Source organism: Nonomuraea sp. NPDC049141 (assembly GCF_040648415.1).
In the GTDB taxonomy this organism is placed as follows: Bacteria; Actinomycetota; Actinomycetes; order Streptosporangiales; family Streptosporangiaceae; genus Nonomuraea.
Genome location: NZ_JBEZDR010000015.1, coordinates 289,451 through 310,093, shown reverse-complemented (window position 1 = coordinate 310,093; position 20,643 = coordinate 289,451). Strand labels below are relative to the sequence as shown.

The following is a 20,643-nucleotide window of genomic DNA, read 5'->3' as shown; positions in this document are numbered from 1 at the left end:
TCCCGGTAGACGACCGGGTTGATAGGCCGGAGGTGGAAGCACGGTAACGTGTGGAGCTGACCGGTACTAATAGGCCGAGGACTTGACCACAAAGCTTTATGCTGTGGTGTGTGCTGCGCTCTGTTACTCTTCGCCGGGTCCAGAGCAGCGCCGCATCACGGGTCTTCTTGCTCGCGTCCACTATGCAATTCTGAGACAACAGACAGATGATGTTTGTTTGTTTCATAGGGTTACGGCGGTTATGGCGGGAAGGAAACACCCGGTTACATTCCGAACCCGGAAGTTAAGCTTCCCAGCGCCGATGGTACTGCACTCGGGAGGGTGTGGGAGAGTAGGTCACCGCCGGACAATTTTTGTTCGGGAAGGGCTCCATGCTTATGCGTGGGGCCCTTTCTGCGTTATAGGGCAGTTTGTGGCAGGCGCGCCGGTGGTCCCCGGGCACCGAAACCGCTGATCATCGGGTGGCCGGCGTGGGAGAGCGCTCTGTACGGTCAGTAGGGTTGAGGAGTGGACTATCGTGCGGTTGAACGCGCGATCATGGAGCGAGGCGTCGAGTGGGACTTCGAACCGACGCTGGACCGGATCGCGGCTCTCATGGACCTGCTCGGCTCGCCGCAGCAGGCGTACCCTGTCATACACATAGCGGGCACAAACGGTAAGACGAGCACGGCGCGCTTGACCGAGGCGCTGCTCAAGGAGCGCAACCTGCGCGTGGGCCGGTTCACCAGCCCGCATCTCGTCTCGGTTCGCGAGCGCATCACCGTCGACGGGGAGCCGCTGAGCGAGGAGCGTTTCGCCCAGGCGTACGAGGAGATCACCCCTTACGTTGAGCTGGCCGACACGCAGGGCCGGCGGATTCAGTTCTTCGAGTTGCTGACGGCCATGGCCTTCGCCACGTTCGCCGACACTCCGGTGGACGTGGCGGTCATCGAGGCGGGCATGGGTGGCTCCTGGGACGCCACGAACGTCGCGGACGGCACCGTGGCGATCATCACTCCGATCTCGCTCGACCACACGGACAGGCTCGGGCCCGACATTCCGAGCATCGCCGGTGAGAAGGCGGGCATCATCAAGCCCGGTGCCACGGCCATACTCGCTCAGCAGGAGATCGAGGCCGCCCAGGTGCTGATGCGGCGGGCCGCCGACGTCGGCGCGGTGGTCGCGCGTGAGGGGCTTGAGTTCGGCGTGCTGGCCCGCGATGTGGCGATGGGCGGGCAGCTGCTCACGCTACGCGGCCTCAAGGGCGTCTACGAGGAGGTTTACCTGCCGCTCTACGGTGAGCACCAGGCGAGCAACGCGGTCTGCGCGCTGGCCGCTGTGGAGGCTCTGACGGGGGGCGACGACCCGCTCGACGTCGAGATCGTACGGCAGGCGTTCGCGCAGGCGTCGTCCCCGGGGCGGATGGAGATCCTGCGGCGCGATCCCACGGTCGTCGTCGACGCGGCGCACAACCCGGGCGGCATGCAGGCGTCGATCGAGGCCATGCAGGAGGCGTTCGACTTCGCCAAGGTCGTCGGCGTCGTCGCGATGATGCGTGACAAGGACGTGCACACCCTGCTCGACCTGCTGGAACCGATTCTCGACGAGATCGTCGTCACGCGTAACTCCTCTCCCCGGTCGATGTCGCCCGCCGAGCTGGCGGCAGTGGCCATCCCCCTGTTCGGTGAGGACAGGGTGCGGATCGTCGAACGTATCGACGAGGCCATCGACATGGGCATCGGGATCGCCGACGCTCAAGGCGAGTTCAGCGGCACGGGCGTGCTCATCACGGGCTCGGTCGTGACGGCGGGAGATGCCCGTCATCTGCTTAAGGCGGATGGTTTGTGATGAACTTTCAGGTCACTCCAGGCATGCGTCGGCTCGGCGCCAGCGTGCTCGGGATGGAGGCCGTCGTCTGCGGATTGATTACGCCGGTGGCGATCAACAGCGGTGTCGAGACGGCGGTGGCGGTCACTGTCGGTATCGGGCTCGCGGTGCTGTGCGTGGTCGTCGCCGGGCTGCTCAAGCGGCCCTTCGCGTACGTCGCGGGCAGTATTCTGCAGGTCCTGGCCATCGGCGCGGGGTTCCTCGTGCCGGCGATGTTCTTCCTAGGAGTGATCTTCGCGGCGCTATGGATTACCGCGATATTCGTCGCTCGCCGTGTCGAGGGCGTGACTTCCCGCTAAAGTCGGCGAACATGGCCATCCCTCCGATCCAGCGGTCCCCGAACGCGCCGAGCGCGGGACCCAGCGCAGGCGTCAGGTTCCCGTGGTTGCTCGACTCGGTTCTCGGGCTGCTCATCATCGTCGCCTTGCCACTGGCGATCATCGCGATCCCCAACACCGTGTCCGTGGTCTCGGGGCTGTTGCCCGAGGGCTTCGACAAGCTGGCGCTGATGCGCGCGCACGGGCTGGCGCTCCCGGCGATGATTCTCACGGTGCCGCTCGCCGCGGTGGCGCTGCGCCACGTCAAGGTCCCGCACATGCTGCTCGGCGGGCTCGCCGTGCTCGCCCTCGCCGATGCCGCGGGCGGGTTCGCGGGCTCGACGTTCCTGGTTGCGGTGCTGCGGGTGCTGCACGGGGTCGGCGCGGGCCTGCTCATTCCCGCCACGCTGGTCGCGGCCTGGGAGCGTCCCATGGCGTTGCGCGCCATCTGGACAGGCATGCTGTCGTTCAGCCTGCTCACCGCCCAGGCGCTCGCGCTGTGGCCGCTCGACGACGTGGACGACTGGAGGGTCACGCTCCAGCCGTACCCACTGCTGACGGGCATCGCCCTCGCGCTGGCGGCCGTCTACTTCGTCGCCTGGCTGCTGCGGGGCCAGCCCCCGATGCCCAAGCCACGGGCCGGCGAATCCAGCCGACTGCTGCTCGCGAGCGTGCCCGCGGTGGGCATCGCCGTGGTCGCCATCAGCACCGCGAGTGAGGAGTGGGGGGCCGGCCTGGTCATCCTGCTGGCCGTGCTGGCGATCGTGGCGCTGCTCGTGATGGCCTACCTCGGCAGCCGCGAGGGACGCACGCTGGCGTATGTGATGGTCGCGGTCGGCATCGTGTTGCTGCCGAGCCTGGCTCAGGTCACCTACGTAGAGATGCGCGGCCTCGGCGGACCGGGCTTGCTCGGCGGGCCGGGCACAACCGGGCTGTGGATCCCGTTCCTGGTGGCGGGCCTGCTGGCGCTGGCGGCTGCCGTCGCGGTGCGGCTGTTCGCGGGTGCGCGGTGGCTGGTGCCGCTGGGGCTGCTGGCGATGGTGGTCGGTCTGTGTTCGGTGCGGGTCGTGGTGCCGGCGGCCGATGGGCTCGTGCTGGTGATCCCGTTCACGCTGCTGGCGGCGGGCGCGGCGGTGGCGCTCACGTCCGCGCTCAGCCAGGCGGGCATCGGGGCGGCGCTGTTCGGGTTGGCGCTGTGTTTTCCCGGTGTTCTGGCTGGTTATCTGCTGGCCACCGGGGTGCAGCTGAAGATGCTGCGTGGAGTCACGGTGGCGCAGCAACTGGTGGACCGGTTCGTGGGCACGTTGCATCTGTGGTCGCTGATCGGCGGGTTTCTTGTGGTGGCGGTCATCGTCTTGGCCGAGCTGCTTACACGGCGGGCGGCTCCGGTGGTCGACGCGTCGTTGGTGGACGGTGAGTCGGTTTCTTCGACCGATGATCTGGCTTCTTCGCCAGGTGCGGAGGTCGCTGGGGAAGGCTCGGATGCCGAGGCGGAGTCCCGTGCGCTGGGGGGTGACGGGTCTGGCCGTCGCCGGTCGCGCTCGGGGGTGGATGCCGTTGAGGTGCCTGCCCAGCCGGGGGGTGGGGATGAGGATCGGCCTACTGGGGCGATACCTCGGGTCTCCGGGTCCGATCCGGTGACCGACTTCTCTGGTCATGGGGCGGCTGCCAGGGGAGAGCGGGCGTCCGGGTCTGGTGGCGCCGGGAAGGCGGCCTCCAGCGCCGCTGACGGCGCGGCTGGCGGGGATGCTGCGGGTACGGAGGGGGCGGCCGAGGTGACCGGTCCGGTCCCGCCTGTCCCGCCCCAGGCCCAATCGCCCGAGGACACCACCTCCCCGTAGGACCGCTTGCCAGGGATGCCGCCTGCCTGCCTGTGGGCCGAGCATTTCTGGATGCTGAGTGCGGACAACCACAGCTGGTGGTTGGCGCGTCGGTGAGGGGCCATACAGGCGCGGTCGGGTGGATGGCGCTCCCGGCGGTTGGGTTACACGGATACGCGTGGTTGGCGCAGGTTGTACGGCTGCCGGTTGCCCGGGTGCGGGTTGCCCGGCGCGGATAGGTGGCGCGCCAGAGAATGGGCCGTACAGGGTGGCGTGCCAGTGCGTGGGTCTACGGGCTGGCGCGCACGTGAGCGGGTCGCCCAGGTGGGCGTCGATGCGGCTTGATGGTGGGACGCTTGGGAGCAGTCGTGGGGCGGTAAGCTGAGCGGCAGCCACCTTGACGCGTGTGGTCTGCGTCCCGGGGCCGATTCCCCCCGTGGGAGCCAGGCCGGTGCATGTGGCCGCCACTCCGACCCACACCCTGTTCGAAGGAGAACCTCAAGTGTCCGAGCGCACTCTTGTCCTGATCAAGCCCGACGGGGTGAAGCGTGGCCTCATCGGTGACGTGATCGCCCGTGTGGAGCGCAAGGGCCTGAAGGTCGCGGCGATGGACCTGCGCACTCTCGACGTCGACACCGCCAAGGCCCACTACGCCGAGCACTCCGAGCGCCCGTTCTTCGGTGAGCTGGTCGAGTTCATCACCTCGGGGCCGCTGGTCGCGCTGGTGCTGGAGGGGCCGCGCGCCGTCGAGGCGTTCCGCGCGCTGGCGGGGCTCACGGACCCGGTCAAGTCGGCGCCCGGCACGATCCGCGGCGACCACGCGCTGGAGATCGGCGAGAACATCGTCCACGGCTCCGACTCGCCCGAGTCGGCCGCGCGGGAGATCAAGATCTTCTTCCCGGACCGGTTCTAGCTCTTCCTGTTCTTCTCGAGCGCCCGCCACGATGGCGGGCGCTTTTTTTGTGCTGTTTCGCGGAGCCAAGACCCGCCGCGCGGGACCGCACGCGTCGTCGAGGTGACCGCGTCTTTTACGATCTTGTACGGCCGGCCCGGTGAGCCCCGCCCACCGCACGGGGCCGGGGCCTGTCCAGGGGCACGCTCCTCCGGTGGAGGTGGCCGCGCGCCGTGACGTGCGTGTCGCCGGCCGTGTGCCGTGGACAGCGCTGAGCCCGACGGGAGGCGTGTCAAAACGGTGCAAAACGGAGGACGAATGTTGTCCGTCGTCTGCGGTGACATCGGGGCTTCCGGATGGGCTCAAGAATTTGTGGGGCACAGGGGGCTCATTGCGTGCCCTGGTGGGTAACGTCACGTTACGATTCGAATTCGATCCGTAGTCATTCGCGAACGACGTTACGGAAGGCTCCGTTCCCCATGGGCAGCAAGCTCGCGTTTCTCGGCCGTGATATGGCGGTCGACCTCGGCACCGCCAACACGCTGGTCTACGTGCGCGGCCGGGGCATCGTGCTCAATGAGCCGTCGGTCGTCGCGATCAACACTGTCACCGGGAAGATCGTCGCGGTCGGCATCGAAGCCAAACGCATGATCGGGCGGACGCCGGGAAACATCGTGGCCGTCCGACCGCTCAAAGACGGCGTGATCGCCGATTTCGATGTCACCGAGCGGATGCTGCGATATTTCATCCAAAGGGTGCACAAGAGGCGGCACTTTGCCAAGCCGCGCATCATCATCGCCGTGCCCAGCGGCATCACAGGGGTCGAGCAGCGGGCGGTGAAGGAGGCCGGCTACCAGGCCGGGGCGCGCAAGGTCTACATCGTCGAGGAGCCGATGGCCGCGGCGATCGGCGCGGGGCTGCCGGTGCACGAGCCGACCGGCAACATGGTCGTCGACATCGGCGGCGGCACGACCGAGGTGGCCATCATCTCCATGGGCGGTGTGGTGACCAGCCAGTCGATCAGGGTCGGCGGCGACGAGCTCGACCAGGCGGTGATCACCTTCGCGAAGAAGGAATACTCCCTCATGCTCGGCGAGCGCACCGCCGAGGAGATCAAGATGGCCATCGGTTCTGCATGTCCCATGGGTGAGGATTCGCATGCCGAGATCCGCGGCCGTGACCTGGTCAGCGGCCTGCCGAAGACGATCGTGGTGTCCGGTGAGGAGATCCGCAAGGCCACCGAGGAGCCGGTCAACACCATCGTCGACGCCGTCAAGACCACGCTCGACAAGTGCCCGCCGGAGCTGTCCGGCGACCTGATGGATCGCGGCATCGCGCTCACCGGTGGTGGCGCGCTGCTCAAGGGCATGGAAGAGCGCGTCAGGGCCGAGACGGGGATGCCCGTCCACCTCGTCGAGAACCCCCTCGACTCGGTGGCGCTCGGCTCGGGCAAGTGCGTCGAGGAGTTCGAGGCGCTGCACCAGGTGCTCGTACCGGAGTCACGTCGCTGATGAAAGAGTCGCGCCACGCCCGGCTGATCCTAGGAACGCTGCTCACGGTGGCGCTGGTCATCCTGACCGTCGACCACCGGGCCGGCGCTGCCTCGCCACTGTGGCCGCTGCGCGCGATGGGTTCCTGGTTCTTCGGCACGGTCGAGGAGGCCGGCGGCTCGGTGGTCCGGCCGGTCGGAGGCTTCTTCCACGCCATCGTCAACGCCCCCGGCGCCCAGCGCGAGCTCGACCGGGTCAAGGCCGAGAACGCCAAGCTGCGGGCCGGCCTGGCCGCGGGCCGGCTCGATGCCGCCCGCTCCGCGGAGCTGAAGCGCCTGCTCGGGACGGCGGGGCTCGGCGGTTACAAGATCGTGACGGCGAACGTGCTCGCCAGGCGCGGCCAGCCCGGCTTCGAGGACGCCATCGAGATCGACGTCGGCACCAGTGACGGCGTACGCCCCGAGATGACCGTGCTCAACAGCGATGGGCTGGTCGGCCGGGTCATCCAGGCGTCCGCCGACACCTCGACCGTGGTGCTGATCAGCGACCCGGGCTCGGCCGCCGGCGCCAGGCTCGAAGGCGGCCAGGAGATCGGCGTCGTGCACGGGGTGGGGGAGAACGGGCGGCTCGTACGGTTCCGGCTGCTGGACTCGACGGCGGCGATCAACCGCGGCGGCCGCATCGTCAGCTTCGGCTCCCAGCGCGGCGCGCCGTACGTGCCCGGGGTGCCGATCGGGGTGATCGAGCGGGTGGAGGCGACGCCGGGCGAGCTGACCCGCATCGCGTATGCCAGGCCGTACGCCGACCTGACGGCGCTCGACGTGGTCGGCGTGGTGGTGGGGGCGCCCGCGAAGGACCCGAGGGACGCCGTGCTACCACCCAAGGAGGGGCCGGGATGATTGTCGGGTTGTGCGTGCTGGCGGCGGTGTTGTTGCAGGTCATGCTGGTCAACCGGCTGGCGTTGCCGGGAGGGGGAGCACCCGACCTGGTGCTGCTGGCCGTGGTGGCGATGGCGCTGCTGCGCGGGCCGGTGGCGGGGACGGTGATCGGGTTCTGCGCCGGGCTGCTGGTCGACGTCGTGCCGCCGACGGCGCATCTGGTGGGGCAGTACGCGTTCGTGTTCGCGCTGGTCGGCTATGTCGCCGGGCGGGGGGTCGGCGGCCCGGCCACCACCGTCGTCCTGTGCGTGCTGATGGCGCCGCTGGTGGCCACCGCGCTCGGCGGCCTGATCGCGGATCCGCGGGTGACGCTCTCGACCCTGACCGATCAGGTTCCGGTGACGGTCGTCTACACGCTGATCGTCTCGCCGCTGGTCATCTGGCTGATCACTCGTGACAGGCCGCAGCCGAGGTTCCCGCAATGATCAGGATGCGGACCCGGTTGGTCGTGCTCCAGGTGATCGTGATGGCGGTGCTGGCGGTGCTCAGCCTGCGGCTGTGGCAGGTACAGGTGGTGCGGGGGCAGGAGCTGGTCACCAGGGCCACGGAGACCAGGACGCGTTCGGTGATCGTGCCGGCCGTGCGCGGGCAGATACTCGACTCCTCCGGTCGGCCGCTGGTGCGCAACCAGACCTCACTGGTCGTCTCGATCGACCGGACGGGGCTGATCAGGATGCCCGAGCAGGGCGTTCCGGTCCTGCGCAAGCTCGGTGAGGTGCTGGGCGAGCCGGTCAAGCAGCTGCAGAAGCGCATCACGCCGTGCGGGCCCGGGGTGAGCAAGCCCTGCTGGACCGGCTCGCCGTACCAGCCGATCCCGGTGGAGGAGCGGGCGGACACCCGTGAGGCGCTGCAGATCCTGGAGCGGCAGGAGGAGTTCCCCGGCGTCTCCGCCGAGGTCCAGTCCGTCAGGCAGTATCCCGGCGGCAAGGCCGGCGCGCAGATGCTCGGCTACCTGCAGCCGGTCACCGCGGCCGAGCTGGAGAAGCGCGAAGGGTTGAAGGCCGCCTTCTCCGGCGTCGATCTGGTCGGGCGCGACGGCCTCGAGTACATCTACGACGACGAGCTGCGCGGCAAGGCCGGGCTGCGCCGGGTGCAGGTCGACAGGATGGGCAAGGCCATCGGGGTGGAGGAGCAGGTGGCGCCCGTCAGCGGCGACACGCTGGTCACCAGCATCGACGCCCGTGTGCAGACCCTGGCCGAGGAGGCGTTGCAGCACGCGATGAAGAACGCCCCCAAGGCGGACGGCGCCGCCGCGGTCGTGCTCGAACCCAAGACCGGGCGGGTGCTCGCGCTGGCCAGCGCGCCCGGCTACGACCCGGCCGTCTGGGCGGGTGGCATCTCGGACCGCGGCTACCAGCGGCTGCTGTCGGACTCCACGGGCAAGCCGCTGGTGTCGCGGGCGCTCAACGGGATGTTCGCGCCCGGTTCGACGTTCAAGGTGTCGTCGGTGACCTCGATGCTGCGGGCCGGGTACCCGCTGAACGGCACCTACGACTGCCCGGGTGCGGTCATGGTGGGCGATCGGGCCTTCCACAACTTCCACGGCATCGGCCTCGGCACCATGAACCTGCACACCGCACTGGTCAAGTCATGCGACACGATCTTCTACAGCGCGGGCTACGCCCAGTGGCTCAAGGACGGCGGGCTCAATCCCAAGAAGACGCCGAAGGAGGTGTTCGCCAACACGGCCAAGGCGTTCGGGTTCGGCAAGCCGACGGGCATCGACCTGCCGGGCGAGTCGGCCGGGCGCATCCCCGACCGCGCCTGGAAGAAGAACATGTGGGCCCAGACCAGCGGCAACAGTTGCCGGCGCGCCAAGACCGGCTATCCGGAGGTGGCCGACAAGTCGCGGGCGGAGTTCCTCAAGCGGCTGGCCAACGAGAACTGCCTCGAAGGCTTCCTGCTGCGGGCGGGCGACTCGGCCAACTTCTCGATCGGCCAGGGCGATGTGCTGGTGACGCCGCTCCAGCTGGCCAGGGCGTACGCGGCGCTGGTGAGTGACGGGAAGCTGCGCAGCCCGCGCATCGGCTGGGCGACAGTCCGGCCCGACGGCGCGCTGGTCAGGCGCATCGACGTGCCGGTGGTCGGCGAGCTGCCGCTGTCGAAGAAGGAACGTCTCTACATCAAGGACGCGCTCAGCGACGTGCCCTCCGACGGCACCGCGGCGGGGGCGTTCGCCGGCTTCCCGATGGACAAGGTGCGGATCGGCGGTAAGACCGGCACCGCGGAAGTGTGGGGCAAGGAGGACACCTCCTGGTTCGCCTCGTTCGCGCCGACCAACGATCCGCACTTCGTCGTGGTCGTGATGGTCTCGCAGGGCGGGATGGGCGCCTCCACCGCCGCGCCCGCCGCACGCGAGATCTACGAGGGCATCTTCGGCTTCGGCAAACATGGCAAACCCGCGTTGCCCGGGGGCCGGCCGGTGTCGAAGCTGCCGAAGATCGCGGCCGACGGCACCGTGACGGACGGCACCGTGACGGACGGCACCGTGACGGACGGCACGGTCACCGAGGGCACTGTGGCGGGCAAGACGGGGACGCGCACCACGGTGGTGGACAGCACAGGGGAGGGCGGCACGGGCAAGGACACCACGGGGGAGGGCGTCACGGAGGCAGGGGGATGATGGACCGCACGCTGATGGGCGGGCGGCGCTCGTTCGCCCGGCGGGCGGTGGGCGCGCAGTCGGCCATGTGGCGGCTCGACGGGGTGATGCTGGTGGCGGTCGCCGCGCTCTGCGTGATCGGCACACTGCTGGTCTGGTCCTCGACCCGCACCTGGGCGCCCGGCTCGACGGGACTGGTCAAGAAGCACCTGCTCAACGTCGTCATCGGGACGCTGTTGTGCTCGGCGGTGACCGTTGTCGACCATCGCGCGATACGGGCGTACGCGCCGCTGGCGTTCCTGCTCTCCCTGGCCGGGCTGGGACTGGTGATCACGCCGCTGGGTGCGACGATCAACGGCTCACACTCGTGGATCCTGCTGGGCGGCGGCTTCGCCGTGCAGCCGTCGGAGTTCGCCAAGCTCGGCCTGCTGCTCATCATCGCGATGCTGCTGGCCCAGCCCGGCGAGGGCAGCGATCGGCCGCGCGGGCTGGACGTCGGGTTCGCGCTGTTCGCCGCGGTGCTGACGATGGGGCTGGTGATGTTGCAGCCCGACCTCGGCACCACGCTGGTGCTGGCCGTGATCACGGCCGCCGGGCTGGTGATCGCGGGAGTGCGCAAGAGGTGGATCATCCTGCTGACGCTGATCGCCGGGGCCGGGGTGTTCTGCGTGTTCGCGTTCCAGATGCTGGAGCCGTACCAGATCGCGCGGTTCACCGCCTTTCTCGATCCGCGCGTCGATCCGCGCGGGGTCGGTTACAACAGCACGCAGTCGCTGATCGCCATCGGCTCGGGGCAGCTGTTCGGTAAGGGGCTGTTCGACGGCGGGCAGACGACCGGCCGGTTCGTGCCCGAGCAGCACACCGACTTCATCTTCACGGTCGCGGGGGAGGAGTTCGGGTTTCTCGGCTCGCTCACCGTGGTGCTGCTGCTCGGCGTGGTGCTGGTGCGCGGGCTGAGGATCGCGAGGCTGTGCGACGACAGGTTCGGCACGCTCGTGGCCGGGATGATCGTGTGCTGGCTGGCGTTCCAGACGTTCGTCAACATCGGCATGACCATCGGCATCATGCCGATCACGGGGCTGCCGCTGCCGTTCGTCTCGTACGGGGGGACGGCCACGTTCGCGAATCTCATCTCGATCGGGCTGCTTCAGTCGATCAGAATCCGCGAACAGACGTTTAATTAGAAGTATGTTTCTGGCCTACTGCGACGAGTGCGAGGAGCGCTTCCTCCTGCCCGCCAGCCATGTCACAGCCGTACACAACCTCGCCAGCGGCGTCATCGCCGTCGAGCTGACCTGCTACGAGGGACACAAGATCACCGTCCTCAGCGGGAACGACATCGACATCCCGGGACCTGCCACGGTCTGAGCGCCGCTACCCTGGGTGCTATGACTGTCGAGTCGATTTTCCCCCGCCTGGAAGCGCTGCTGCCCAAGGTGCAGAAGCCCATCCAGTATGTCGGGGGTGAGCTTAACTCGACCGTGAAGGACTGGGATTCCGCCGATGTGCGGTGGGCGCTCATGTATCCGGACGCGTACGAGGTCGGCCTGCCCAACCAGGGCGTCGCGATCCTCTACGAGATCCTCAACGAGTTGCCCGCCACGCTGGCCGAGCGGACCTATGCCGTCTGGCCCGACCTCGAGGCGCTGATGCGCGCCGAGGGCATACCGCAGTTCACCGTGGACGCCCATCGGCCGGTGCGCGCCTTCGACGTGCTCGGCCTGTCGTTCTCCACGGAGCTCGGCTACACCAACATGCTCAACGCGCTCGACCTGGCGGGCATCCCGCTGCTGGCCGTCGATCGGGGCGACGACGATCCGATCGTGCTGGCGGGCGGCCACGCGGCCTTCAACCCCGAGCCGATCGCCGACTTCCTCGACGCGGCCGTGCTCGGCGACGGCGAGCAGATCGCGATCGCCATCTCCGAGGTCATCCGCGAGTGGAAGGCCGAGGGCAGCCCCGGCGGGCGCGACGAGCTGCTCATGCGGCTGGCCGAGTCCGGCGGCGTCTACGTGCCGAAGTTCTACGACGTCGACTACCACCCCGACGGCCGCATCAAGCGGGTCGCGCCCAACAGGTCCGACGTCCCGTGGCGGGTGCACAAGCACACGGTCATGGACCTCGACGAGTGGCCATACCCGAAGAAGCCGCTGGTCCCGCTGGCCGAGACCGTGCACGAGCGGTTCAGCGTGGAGATCTTCCGCGGCTGCACGCGCGGCTGCCGCTTCTGCCAGGCGGGCATGATCACCCGCCCGGTCCGCGAGCGGTCGATCACCACGATCGGCGCCATGGTCGAGAACGGCATCAAGGAGTCCGGCTTCAACGAGGTCGGCCTGCTGTCGCTATCGTCCGCCGACCACTCCGAGATCGGCGAGGTGGCCAAGGGCCTGGCCGACCGCTACGAGGGCACCAACACCTCGCTGTCCCTGCCCTCGACCCGGGTCGACGCGTTCAACATCGACCTGGCCAACGAGTTCTCCAGGAACGGCCGGCGCTCCGGTCTGACCTTCGCCCCGGAGGGCGGGTCCGAGCGCATGCGCAGGGTGATCAACAAGATGGTCACCGAGGAAGACCTGATCCGCACCGTCACCACCGCCTACTCGCAGGGCTGGCGGCAGGTCAAGCTCTACTTCATGTGCGGGCTGCCCACCGAGACCGACGAGGACGTGCTCGGCATCGCCGACCTGGCCAAGAAGGTCATCAAGGCGGGCCGCGAGATCACCGGGTCGCGCGACATCCGGTGCACCGTCTCCATCGGCGGATTCGTGCCCAAGCCGCACACGCCGTTCCAGTGGGCGAGCCAGGCCGACCACGAGACCGTCGACCGGCGGCTCAAGGCGCTGCGTGACTCGCTGCGCGGCGACAAGAATTACGGCAGGGCCATCGGCTTCCGCTACCACGACGGCAAGCCGTCGATCGTGGAGGGCCTGCTGTCGCGCGGCGACCGCCGGGTCGGCGCGGTGATCCGGGCCGTCTGGGAGGACGGCGGGCGCTTCGACGGCTGGAGCGAGCACTTCTCCTACCAGCGCTGGATGGCCGCGGCCGAGAAGGCCGGCATCGACGTCGACTGGTACACCGTGCGGGAGCGCGAGGAGAACGAGGTCCTGCCATGGGACCACCTCGACGCCGGGCTCGACCGCGAATGGCTCTGGCAGGACTGGCAGGAGGCCGTGTCCGGGACCGAGGTCGAGGACTGCCGCTGGACTCCGTGCTACGACTGCGGCGTCTGCCCAACCATGGGCACGGACATTCAGATCGGCCCGACAGGTAAGAAACTCCTTCCTCTCACGGTGGTCTAGCCGCGCTGAGTGCGCGGTCCATGCCTCGCCGTACATGATCCGGGACGGTGCGGCTCCGGAGCGGCATATCCTGAGACGAAGGAACTCTTACACGGGAAGGACGACCAGCTCTGAAACCTGTTCCCGAAGGGCCTCCGCCCGCGCCTACGGTGCAGCGCCTGCGTGTGCGCTACGCCAAGCGCGGACGCCTGCGCTTCACTAGCAGCCGCGACATCTCACGGGCCGTCGAGAGGGCGGTCCGCCGTGCCGGCATTCCGGTGGCTTTCAGTGCGGGCTTCTCACCCCATCCGAAGATCTCCTACGCGGGTGCGGTGCCGACCGGCGTCGCCAGCGAAGCCGAATACCTCGAGATCGGCGTCACGAAACCGTGCGAACCTGGACGGATACGTGATGACCTGGACGGCTCGCTGCCGCCCGGTCTCGACGTGCTCGACGTCGTAGAGGCCACCGTTGGTGGGCTGGCCGACCGCTTGGAGGCATCTGAGTGGGATGTGCGGTTGCCCGGCGCCGACTGGGAGCTCGCGGAGACGGCGGTGGCGAAATTCCTCGCCGCCGAGGCCGTGGAGGTCGAACGCCTGACCAAGAAGGGGCCCCGACGCTTCGACGCCCGGGAGGCGGTGTTGAGGCTCGAGGTGCCCGAGGGGACAGACAGAACCGCAGCTCAGGTGCCCGGACAGTCGTGTGTCATACTGCGCATGGTTGTTCGGCACGTGATTCCTGCCGTACGACCCGACGATGTGCTCACAGGGCTACGCCTTGTGGCCGACTTCGCGCCGCCGGTTCCCCCCGAGGTGACCAGGCTGGCGCAGGGGCCGCTTGACGCCAGCACCGGTGCGCTTGCCGACCCGCTCGACCTGGACCGCGACATTACGCGCGGCGGCGAGGCGGGTTCGGCGGGTGAGCATCCGGCGAGTGAGTACGTCGACGGTTAAGGACGTGCCTTGCGTGAGCGGGGTACGACCGCTGACAGGACTTGGCGCCTGCGCCCCTTCCGAGGGGCGCGGGCGGACAACGAGACACGAGAGCTCCTGCGCGGCGCGGCGACGCGCCCGGGGGCTGACGGGAGAGCGCCCGCATGCTCGAGAACGAGCCCCAGGGCGGGGCCAACGGCCCCGGCGGGGAGACAACTGAACAGCCCGCGGTGACCAAGCGTCGCCGTTCCGCGAGCCGGCCGGCGGGACCGCCGCCCGAGCTGCCCGACGAGCCGTCGCCCACGATGACAGCCACGGTCCCGGCCGATACGGCCGAGCCCGCGAGCCCGGTCGAGACCGCCGTGGCCCAGGCCGCGAATGACGTCGTGGCGCAGGCCACCGATGGCGCTGTGGCACAAGATACCGATACCGCTACCGAGGAGAAGCCCAAGAGGGCCACGAGGACTCGGTCGACGGCGACGACGACGCGCCGCCGTACCAGCAAGAAGGCCGCAGAGGCCGATGGCGAGGTCGCGGAGGTCGCGCAGGACACCAGCGGTGGGGTCCCTGAGAGCGTAACCGCCGGCGGCGATGCTGTCGTGAGTACTCCAGAAGCGGCTGAGGGGGGCGAGCAGGCCGTTGAGGCCGCTCCCGCCAAGCGTCGCCGCACCCGTAAGAAGACAGAGCCTGAGGAGGCCGCTCAGAGCGTCGAGGCGGAGCCCGGACGGTCCGCCGAGGTCGCGGCGGGCGTCGGTGAGGTGGCCGCCGAGCGGTCCGGCACCGCCGACGCCGATGAGGACGTCGTCGAGCTCCTGCCCGAGGACGAGCCGCTGGACGACGAGCCCGCCGGCGAGGACCTCGACGAGGACGACCGGCCGAACCTGCTGGCCGACCCATTCGGCCTGTCCGCGCGGACGCAGCGCCAGCAGGGCACCGCGTTCCAGCGCCCGGCCGCCATCTTCGCGCCGCTGTTCCAGGCCCCGGACCCGACCCAGGCCAAGCCCGCCGCGACCCGGCGTCCCGAGCCGCAGCCGCAGCCCGAGCCGCCGGCCCCCGAGCCCGAGGAGGCCGCGGAGGCGGTCACGGACGAGGAGGCCGACGCCGCCGACGACGAGCAGGAGGAGGAGGGCGGCAGCCGCCGCCGCCGTCGCCGCCGTGGCGGAAGGGGCCGTGGCAAGGCGCGCGAGCGTGACGACTCCGACGACGAGTCCGACGAGTCCGACGACGAGCAGGGCGACGAGCCTCAGGAAGAAGAGGCGTCCAGCTCCCGCCGGCGGCGCCGCCGCAGGCGTCGCGGTGCCGACGACGGCTCCGAGCCCGCGGTCGACGACCCGCCCAACACCGTGGTGCGCATCCGCGCGCCGCGCACGGGCCGTGCCGCCGCGCACGATGTCTCCGCCGACGGTGTGCAGAGCGTGCGCGGCTCCACCAGGCTCGAGGCCAAGAAGCAGCGCCGTCGTGAGGGCCGCGAGCTCGGCCGCCGGCGTCCGCCGATCATCACCGAGTCGGAGTTCCTGGCCAGGCGTGAGTCGGTCGACCGGATGATGGTGGTGCGCCGCCAGGGCGACCGCACACAGATCGCGGTGCTGGAGGACGGCGTGCTCGTCGAGCACTACGTCAACCGCGAGGCCAGCCAGTCCTACGTCGGCAACGTCTACCTCGGCAAGGTGCAGAACGTGCTGCCGTCGATGGAGGCCGCCTTCGTCGACATCGGCAAGGGCCGCAACGCCGTCCTGTACGCCGGCGAGGTCAACTTCGACACTGCGGGACTGGAAGGCCAGCCCAAGCGCATCGAGGCGGCCCTAAAGTCCGGCCAGTCGGTGCTGGTGCAGGTCACCAAGGACCCGATCGGCCACAAGGGCGCCCGCCTGACGTCGCAGATCAGCCTGCCGGGCCGCTACCTGGTGTACGTGCCCGACGGCTCGATGACCGGCATCAGCCGCAAGCTGCCCGACAAGGAGCGCACCCGGCTCAAGAGCATCCTGAAGAAGGTCATGCCCGAGAACGCCGGCGTCATCGTCCGTACGGCCGCGGAGGGCGCTTCGGAGGACGAGCTGGCCCGCGACGTGGCCCGCCTGTCGGCGCAGTGGGAGAACATCCAGAAGAAGGCCAAGTCGGCCAGCCCGCCCGAGCTGCTCTCGGCGGAGCCGGACCTGACCGTCCGGGTGGTCCGCGACGTCTTCAACGAGGACTTCACCTCGCTGGTCGTGCAGGGTGAGGAGGCGTGGGAGACGGTCGACGAGTACGTCAAGTACGTCGCGCCGCACCTCGGCGAGCGCCTGGCCAAGTGGGACACCGAGCAGGGCGACGTGTTCGAGTCGTACCGGATCGACGAGCAGCTCAGCAAGGCGATGGACCGCAAGGTCTGGCTGCCCAGCGGCGGCTCGCTGGTGATCGACCGCACCGAGGCGATGAGCGTCGTCGACGTCAACACCGGCAAGTTCACCGGGCAGGGCGGCAACCTCGAAGAGACCGTCACGCGCAACAACCTGGAGGCGGCGGAGGAGATCGTCCGCCAGCTCAGGCTCCGCGACATCGGCGGCATCATCGTGATCGACTTCATCGACATGGTGCTGGAGTCCAACCGTGACCTCGTGCTGCGGCGGCTGCTGGAGTGCCTGGCGCGCGACAGGACCAAGCACCAGGTGGCGGAGGTGACCTCGCTGGGCCTGGTCCAGATGACGCGTAAGCGGGTCGGTCAGGGGCTCCTGGAGGCCTTCTCCACGCCGTGTGACTGCTGCAACGGGCGGGGTCTGATCGTCTCCACGGAGCCGGTCGAGGCCAAGCCGGAGCCGCGCGGCACCCAGGGCAAGATGGCCATCGAGAAGGCGGTCTCGGACAAGGTCTCCGCGGCCAAGGACTCCGGCAGCCGTGATACCGTGACCGATGCGCTTGAAGACGTCCCGGCTGAGGACGACCAGGCGGGTCAGACTTCCGGCAGGGGGCGGCGACGCTCCCGCCGAGCCAAGTCAGCCGAGTAGCCAGGCGCTCCCGCAAGGGAGCGCTCCTCGGTGGACTACCCCGACGATCCGTCCGGTTCGACCAGGGCACCGTTAATCCGGTACTCTTGAGAATCGGTGCGTCCAGCGGCGTGCCCTGTTCGCGCGCCTACTCGGTTCGTCGGTTCCAGACAGCACCGAATGCCGGGCGCAGCATTCAGAAGTCAGTAGAAGGGTTCCGCGGTGTACGCGATCGTTCGTTGCGGCGGCAGGCAGCAGAAGGTCTCCGTCGGTGACGTCCTCGAGGTGGACAAGGTCGCCGGCGAGGTCGGCTCTTCGGTTTCGCTGCCCACGGTGCTCGTCGTCAACGACGGCGATGTGACCACGGAGGCGGGCAAGTTCATGGTGAGCGCCGAGATTCTCGGTGAGACCAAGGGCCCGAAGATCCGCATCCTCAAGTACAAGAACAAGACCGGTTACAAGAAGCGCCAGGGTCACCGCCAGCGGTACACCCAGGTGAAGATCACCGGTATCGACCAGGCCTGAGCGGGAGTTAGAGAGATGGCACACAAGAAGGGCGCGTCGTCCACCCGGAACGGCCGTGACTCCAACGCGCAGCGCCTGGGCGTCAAGCGCTTCGGCGGCCAGCTGGTCAACGCGGGCGAGATCATCGTCCGGCAGCGTGGCACGCACTTCCACCCCGGTGACAACGTCGGGCGCGGTGGCGACGACACGTTGTTCGCGCTGTCCGCCGGCCACGTGCAGTTCGGTCTCAAGCGCGGACGCCGCGCCGTGAGCATCGTTCCGGTGGCGGAGTAGATTTTCTAGAGTTTCCTGCTCAGGGGCGGATCGGGTTCTCGATCCGTCCCTGAGTGCGTTTTCACGGTGTACGGCTCTCGCGCGCCGTGACATACGCGTTCTTGGCCCCGGTCCGTGGACTGGGTTATGTGATGGGCCTTGATCGGCCTAGGAGGAGGGGCCGGGATGGCTGACTTTGTGGACCAAGTGGTGCTGCACATCAAGGCCGGTGACGGGGGCAACGGGTGTGCGTCCGTCCACCGGGAGAAGTTCAAGCCGCTGGGCGGGCCCGACGGCGGTAACGGCGGGCGCGGCGGCGCGGTGATCCTTGAGGTGGATCCCAACACCTCCACGCTGCTCGAATACCACCACAGGCCACATCGCAAGGCCGACAACGGCAAGCAGGGCCAGGGGTCCAACCGGGACGGGGCCAACGGCGGGGATGTGATCATTCCCGTGCCCAATGGGACGGTCGTCAAGGACGCCGACAGCGGTGAGGTGATCGTCGACCTGGTGGGCGTCGGGACCCGGTACGTCATCGCCGAAGGCGGCTACGGCGGGCTCGGTAACGCGGCGCTGGCCTCCACGAAGCGCAAGGCGCCCGGGTTCGCGTTGCTCGGGGAGCCGGGGGACGCGCTCGACGTCATGCTGGAGCTCAAGAGCGTCGCCGACGTGGCGCTCGTCGGGTTCCCCAGCGCGGGGAAGTCGTCGCTGATCGCGGCCCTGTCCGCGGCCCGGCCGAAGATCGCCGACTACCCGTTCACCACCCTGATCCCGAACCTGGGCGTGGTGACCGCGGGTGAGACCGTGTTCACCGTGGCCGACGTGCCGGGGCTGATCCCGGGGGCGTCGCAGGGCAAGGGGCTCGGGCACGAGTTCCTGCGCCACGTCGAGCGGTGCGACATGCTCGTTCATGTCATCGACTGCGCCACCATGGAGCCGGGACGCGACCCGATCACCGACTACCAGGTGATCGAGGCCGAGCTCGAGGCGTACGGCAAGCTCGAGGACCGCCCCCGCATGGTCGTCCTGAACAAGGCCGACGTGCCCGACGCCCGTGAGCTGGCCGATCTGGTCAGGGGCGAGTTCGAGGAGCGGGGGCTGAAGGTGTTCACCGTCTCGGCCGCCACCCACGACGGGCTGCGGGAGCTGACGTTCGCGATGGGCGAATGGGTGGCCGCCGCCAGGGCCGCCAAGCCCGTCGAGGAGCCCACGCGCCTGGTGCTCAGGCCCAAGCAGCTCGGCGAGGCCGGGTTCAAGGTCCGCCGGGTCAACGACAACCTCTTCCAGATCACCGGCGAGAAGCCCGAGCGCTGGATCAGGCAGACCGACTTCACCAACGACGAGGCCGTCGGCTACCTGGCCGACCGGCTGGAGCGGCTCGGTGTCGAGGAGCAGCTGGTCAAGGCCGGGGCCACGGCGGGCGCCGAGGTCGTCATCGGGTCGATGGAGGGCGGGTACGTCTTCGACTGGCAGCCCACGCTCAACGCCGAGTCCGTACGACAGGGACCGCGCGGCAGCGACAACAGGTTCGGCTAGAGAAGCTCTCAGACCCGGGCGGTGGGCGGGAAACCGGGCGGAGACGGGTGGCCGGGCTCAGATAGGCTTCGTAGCGTGCGGGAACAGATCAGCTCAGCGTCAAAGGTCGTCGTCAAGGTCGGTTCGTCGTCGCTCACCACCCCCCAGGGGACGATCGACGTCGACCGGGTCGACGCCCTGGTCGACGTGCTGGCCGCCCGCCGCCGCGCCGGGACGCAACTGGTCCTGGTCTCCTCGGGGGCGATCGCGGCGGGCCTGGGCCCGCTGGGGCTGCCCGCGCGCCCCCGCGACCTGGCCACCCAGCAGGCCGCCGCGTCCGTCGGCCAGGGCGTGCTGGTCGCCCGCTACACCTCCTCCTTCGCCCGCTACAGCCTGCGCGTCGGACAGGTGCTGCTGACCGCCGACGACATGATGCGCCGCGCCCACCACGCGAACGCCCAGCGCACCCTCAACCGGCTGCTGGAGCTCGGCATCGTGCCGATCGTCAACGAGAACGACACCGTCGCCACCGACGAGATCCGCTTCGGCGACAACGACCGCCTGGCGGCCCTGGTCGCCCACCTCATCCACGCCGACGCGCTGGTCCTGCTCTCCGACGTCGACGCCCTCTACGACGGCCCGCCGAGCCGCAGCGGGTCGCGGCGGCTGGCCGAGATCCGCGGCCCACAGGACCTGGTCGGCGTCGAGCTGGGCAAGAACGGCGCGGCCGTCGGCACCGGCGGCATGGTCACCAAGGTGCAGGCCGCCAGGATCGCCACCGGCGCCGGGGTGCCCGTCGTGCTGACTGCCGCCGCGCACGCCGCCCAGGCGCTGGCCGGGGCCGATGTCGGGACCTATTTCCACCCGGGCGGCCGGCACCCCGGCACCCGGCTGCTCTGGCTCGCCCACGCGACCACGGGACGCGGGCGGCTGCTGCTCGACGCCGGCGCGGTGGAGGCCATCGTCGCCAGGCGCAAGTCGTTGCTGCCCGCCGGGGTCACCTCGGTGGAGGGCGACTTCGCGGCCGGAGACCCGGTGGACCTGTGCGGGCCGCGCGGCGCGGTGGTGGCGCGGGGGCTCGTCAACTTCGACGCGGTGGAGATTCCCGGGCTGCTCGGCCGCTCGACCCGGGAGCTGGGCAACGAGCTCGGTCCGGAATACGAACGCGAGCTGATCCACCGCGACGACATCGTCATACTGGAAGCCCACAACTAAGCAGCCGGGGCGCTGAGAGTCCCCCGCAGAGGAGCGTG

17 protein-coding genes and 2 rRNA genes are annotated in these 20,643 nt (G+C 69.3%); all 19 read left to right on the top strand.

Features of this window, described 5'->3' with window-relative positions:
• Nucleotides 1–90: ribosomal RNA gene (locus tag AB0B91_RS39980) — 23S ribosomal RNA — on the top strand; the annotation flags it as partial.
• A gap of 141 nt (nucleotides 91–231) precedes the next feature.
• Nucleotides 232–348, top strand: a 5S ribosomal RNA gene (gene rrf, locus AB0B91_RS39975).
• Between the two features lie 189 nt (nucleotides 349–537).
• Nucleotides 538–1,827, top strand: coding sequence for a folylpolyglutamate synthase/dihydrofolate synthase family protein (locus AB0B91_RS39970; RefSeq protein WP_358331480.1), 1,290 nt, complete (start codon nucleotides 538–540; stop codon nucleotides 1,825–1,827).
• A complete protein-coding gene (locus AB0B91_RS39965; RefSeq protein ID WP_358331459.1) occupies nucleotides 1,827–2,165 on the top strand; it encodes a DUF4233 domain-containing protein in 339 nt (112 codons plus the stop codon). The genes AB0B91_RS39970 and AB0B91_RS39965 overlap by 1 nt, the downstream gene beginning before the upstream one ends.
• A gap of 11 nt (nucleotides 2,166–2,176) precedes the next feature.
• Entirely contained in the window at nucleotides 2,177–4,024 is a 1,848-nt protein-coding gene (locus tag AB0B91_RS39960; RefSeq protein WP_358331456.1) for a hypothetical protein, read from the top strand.
• A 481-nt stretch (nucleotides 4,025–4,505) separates the two neighbouring features.
• Entirely contained in the window at nucleotides 4,506–4,916 is a 411-nt protein-coding gene (gene ndk, locus AB0B91_RS39955; RefSeq protein WP_214642928.1) for a nucleoside-diphosphate kinase, read from the top strand.
• A 458-nt stretch (nucleotides 4,917–5,374) separates the two neighbouring features.
• Nucleotides 5,375–6,406, top strand: a complete 1,032-nt coding sequence (locus AB0B91_RS39950) for a rod shape-determining protein (RefSeq protein ID WP_358331453.1) — start codon at nucleotides 5,375–5,377, stop codon at nucleotides 6,404–6,406.
• Nucleotides 6,406–7,284: a rod shape-determining protein MreC gene (gene mreC, locus AB0B91_RS39945; protein WP_358331450.1), complete on the top strand. Its 879-nt coding sequence runs from the start codon at nucleotides 6,406–6,408 to the stop codon at nucleotides 7,282–7,284. The genes AB0B91_RS39950 and mreC overlap by 1 nt, the downstream gene beginning before the upstream one ends.
• Nucleotides 7,281–7,748, top strand: a complete 468-nt coding sequence (mreD, locus tag AB0B91_RS39940; RefSeq protein ID WP_358331447.1) for a rod shape-determining protein MreD — start codon at nucleotides 7,281–7,283, stop codon at nucleotides 7,746–7,748. The genes mreC and mreD overlap by 4 nt, the downstream gene beginning before the upstream one ends.
• Nucleotides 7,745–9,946: a penicillin-binding protein 2 gene (gene mrdA / locus AB0B91_RS39935; RefSeq protein ID WP_358331444.1), complete on the top strand. Its 2,202-nt coding sequence runs from the start codon at nucleotides 7,745–7,747 to the stop codon at nucleotides 9,944–9,946. The genes mreD and mrdA overlap by 4 nt, the downstream gene beginning before the upstream one ends.
• Nucleotides 9,943–11,109 (top strand): rod shape-determining protein RodA, encoded by a 1,167-nt coding sequence (rodA, locus tag AB0B91_RS39930; RefSeq protein WP_358331441.1) that lies wholly within the window; start codon nucleotides 9,943–9,945, stop codon nucleotides 11,107–11,109. Before mrdA ends, rodA begins: the two co-directional genes overlap by 4 nt.
• Before the next feature lie 4 nt (nucleotides 11,110–11,113).
• A complete protein-coding gene (locus AB0B91_RS39925) occupies nucleotides 11,114–11,293 on the top strand; it encodes a hypothetical protein (protein WP_358331439.1) in 180 nt (59 codons plus the stop codon).
• A gap of 20 nt (nucleotides 11,294–11,313) precedes the next feature.
• Nucleotides 11,314–13,224, top strand: coding sequence for a TIGR03960 family B12-binding radical SAM protein (locus tag AB0B91_RS39920; protein WP_358331436.1), 1,911 nt, complete (start codon nucleotides 11,314–11,316; stop codon nucleotides 13,222–13,224).
• A gap of 149 nt (nucleotides 13,225–13,373) precedes the next feature.
• Nucleotides 13,374–14,156: a TIGR03936 family radical SAM-associated protein gene (locus AB0B91_RS39915; RefSeq protein WP_358331433.1), complete on the top strand. Its 783-nt coding sequence runs from the start codon at nucleotides 13,374–13,376 to the stop codon at nucleotides 14,154–14,156.
• A gap of 143 nt (nucleotides 14,157–14,299) precedes the next feature.
• Nucleotides 14,300–17,116, top strand: a complete 2,817-nt coding sequence (locus AB0B91_RS39910) for an Rne/Rng family ribonuclease (RefSeq protein ID WP_358331430.1) — start codon at nucleotides 14,300–14,302, stop codon at nucleotides 17,114–17,116.
• Between the two features lie 201 nt (nucleotides 17,117–17,317).
• On the top strand, nucleotides 17,318–17,620 hold the full coding sequence (gene rplU, locus AB0B91_RS39905; RefSeq protein ID WP_103963887.1) for a 50S ribosomal protein L21: 303 nt from the start codon (nucleotides 17,318–17,320) through the stop codon (nucleotides 17,618–17,620).
• 15 nt (nucleotides 17,621–17,635) lie between these two features.
• Nucleotides 17,636–17,893 (top strand): 50S ribosomal protein L27, encoded by a 258-nt coding sequence (gene rpmA / locus AB0B91_RS39900; RefSeq protein ID WP_219532025.1) that lies wholly within the window; start codon nucleotides 17,636–17,638, stop codon nucleotides 17,891–17,893.
• Between the two features lie 165 nt (nucleotides 17,894–18,058).
• Nucleotides 18,059–19,411, top strand: coding sequence for a GTPase ObgE (obgE, locus tag AB0B91_RS39895; RefSeq protein WP_358331427.1), 1,353 nt, complete (start codon nucleotides 18,059–18,061; stop codon nucleotides 19,409–19,411).
• 75 nt (nucleotides 19,412–19,486) lie between these two features.
• Nucleotides 19,487–20,605, top strand: coding sequence for a glutamate 5-kinase (gene proB / locus AB0B91_RS39890; RefSeq protein WP_358331424.1), 1,119 nt, complete (start codon nucleotides 19,487–19,489; stop codon nucleotides 20,603–20,605).
• The last annotated feature ends 38 nt before the right edge of the window (nucleotides 20,606–20,643 follow it).

Excerpts from the sequence above, each read along its gene's own strand:
- AB0B91_RS39970 (WP_358331480.1), top strand. The coding sequence starts at position 538 with ATGGAGCGAGGCGTCGAGTGGGACTTCGAACCGACGCTGGACCGGATC.
- AB0B91_RS39965 (WP_358331459.1), top strand. The coding sequence starts at position 1,827 with ATGAACTTTCAGGTCACTCCAGGCATGCGTCGGCTCGGCGCCAGCGTG.
- AB0B91_RS39960 (WP_358331456.1), top strand. The coding sequence starts at position 2,177 with ATGGCCATCCCTCCGATCCAGCGGTCCCCGAACGCGCCGAGCGCGGGA.
- AB0B91_RS39950 (WP_358331453.1), top strand. The coding sequence starts at position 5,375 with ATGGGCAGCAAGCTCGCGTTTCTCGGCCGTGATATGGCGGTCGACCTC.
- mreC (WP_358331450.1), top strand. The coding sequence starts at position 6,406 with ATGAAAGAGTCGCGCCACGCCCGGCTGATCCTAGGAACGCTGCTCACG.
- mreD (WP_358331447.1), top strand. The coding sequence starts at position 7,281 with ATGATTGTCGGGTTGTGCGTGCTGGCGGCGGTGTTGTTGCAGGTCATG.
- mrdA (WP_358331444.1), top strand. The coding sequence starts at position 7,745 with ATGATCAGGATGCGGACCCGGTTGGTCGTGCTCCAGGTGATCGTGATG.
- rodA (WP_358331441.1), top strand. The coding sequence starts at position 9,943 with ATGATGGACCGCACGCTGATGGGCGGGCGGCGCTCGTTCGCCCGGCGG.
- AB0B91_RS39925 (WP_358331439.1), top strand. The coding sequence starts at position 11,114 with ATGTTTCTGGCCTACTGCGACGAGTGCGAGGAGCGCTTCCTCCTGCCC.
- AB0B91_RS39920 (WP_358331436.1), top strand. The coding sequence starts at position 11,314 with ATGACTGTCGAGTCGATTTTCCCCCGCCTGGAAGCGCTGCTGCCCAAG.
- AB0B91_RS39910 (WP_358331430.1), top strand. The coding sequence starts at position 14,300 with ATGCTCGAGAACGAGCCCCAGGGCGGGGCCAACGGCCCCGGCGGGGAG.
- rpmA (WP_219532025.1), top strand. The coding sequence starts at position 17,636 with ATGGCACACAAGAAGGGCGCGTCGTCCACCCGGAACGGCCGTGACTCC.
- obgE (WP_358331427.1), top strand. The coding sequence starts at position 18,059 with ATGGCTGACTTTGTGGACCAAGTGGTGCTGCACATCAAGGCCGGTGAC.